This is a genomic window from Campylobacter sp. RM9328 (assembly GCF_012978615.1).
In genome coordinates, this window is sequence record NZ_LIWF01000046.1 from 1 (window position 1) to 1,466 (window position 1,466).

1 protein-coding gene is annotated in these 1,466 nt (G+C 37.7%); it reads left to right on the top strand.

Features of this window, described 5'->3' with window-relative positions:
- Nucleotides 1-1,442, top strand: a 1,442-nt coding sequence (locus CCAL9328_RS10565) for a flagellin B (protein WP_170000626.1), incomplete at its 5' end; no start/stop codon positions are given.
- Between the last annotated feature and the right edge of the window lie 24 nt (nucleotides 1,443-1,466).

The window sequence follows — 1,466 nt, forward strand, 5'->3', positions numbered from 1 at the left end:
TAGCTGACTCACTAAAAAGCCAAGCTAACTCATTAGGTCAAGCTATATCTAATGGTAATGACGCAATAGGTATAGTTCAAACTGCTGATAAAGCTATGGATGAACAGATTAAAATTCTTGATACTATTAAAACCAAAGCTATCCAAGCAGCTCAAGATGGTCAAAATAGTGATTCTAGAAGAGCCCTTCAAAATGATATATCAAGACTTCTTGAAGAGCTAGATATGATAGCTACTACTACAAGCTTTAATGGCCAACAACTCTTAAATGGTAACTTCTCTAATAAAAACTTCCAAATAGGTGCTTATAGCAATGAAACAGCTAAAGTAAGCATAGGTGCTACTAACTCAAATACAATTGGGCATACTAGGTTTGAGACTGTGTGTAATGTTTGGTTTTCATCTGTTTCTACATTAGCGGATGTAACAGTAAAACTCAGCGGAATTGATGGATACCCTGGTGGATATGAGTTTCAAGCAATTAGTAAAAGTGTATTAGGTACTGATGGCTACAAAGCAATCGCCGAAATGATGAATGGTGTAAGTGATAAAACTGGTGTAAAAGCAACAGTAAATAATACTCAAATTTTTAGCGATAGCATATCAGCTGGAACAATCCAAGGATTGCGTATAAATGGTGTAGAAATAGGTAATGTAACTGTAAAATCAAGTGATAGCGATAATACCTTAGTCGCAGCAATCAACGCTAAAAAAGATGAAACCGGTGTAGAGGCTAGTTTGAATAACGGTCATTTGGTTTTAGCCGCAAGAGATGGTAGAGCGATTGTTATAGGTGCTTTTTCTGAAACCGGTAAATATTTAGGTGCTGGTGATTCTCTTAGTGGAGCATCTAATGGTGCTACTGCTGCTGGTCAAGGTGTTGTATTCTTAGGTCAATTAACTTTTGTCCGCCAAGATGCTAGGGATATTAAAATAGGTCTTAATGGTTTATCAACTGTATCAAATTTTACAACTGGTGGTAATGCTATTAGTTTGGCAAGTGTTGCTTCAACTGTATTTAATCAAGCTTCAGTTAATCTTAAATATATGAATTCTGGCACCGTAAGCTCAACCCTAGCTAAGGCAATGGGATACTTTGATGGTGGTGCTTCGGCAGCTGGTATAGGCTGGGGCGATCAAGCCGGTGGGGTAAATACCTATGGTGGCGCTCAAGCTATGGTGGATGTAGCAGAATCAGCTAGAAAAACTTTAGATAAACTAAGAGCAGATCTAGGTTCAGTCCAAAATCAATTAGTAGCAACTATCAATAACATCACAGTTACTCAAGTCAATGTCAAATCAGCTGAAAGTCAGATAAGGGATGTGGATTTTGCTAGTGAGAGTGCAAATTTCTCTAAATTCAATATCCTAGCTCAAAGTGGTAGCTACGCCATGAGCCAAGCCAACGCCGTCCAACAAAATATATTAAGATTGTTACAATAATTTAATCTGTGCTTCGCACGGTTA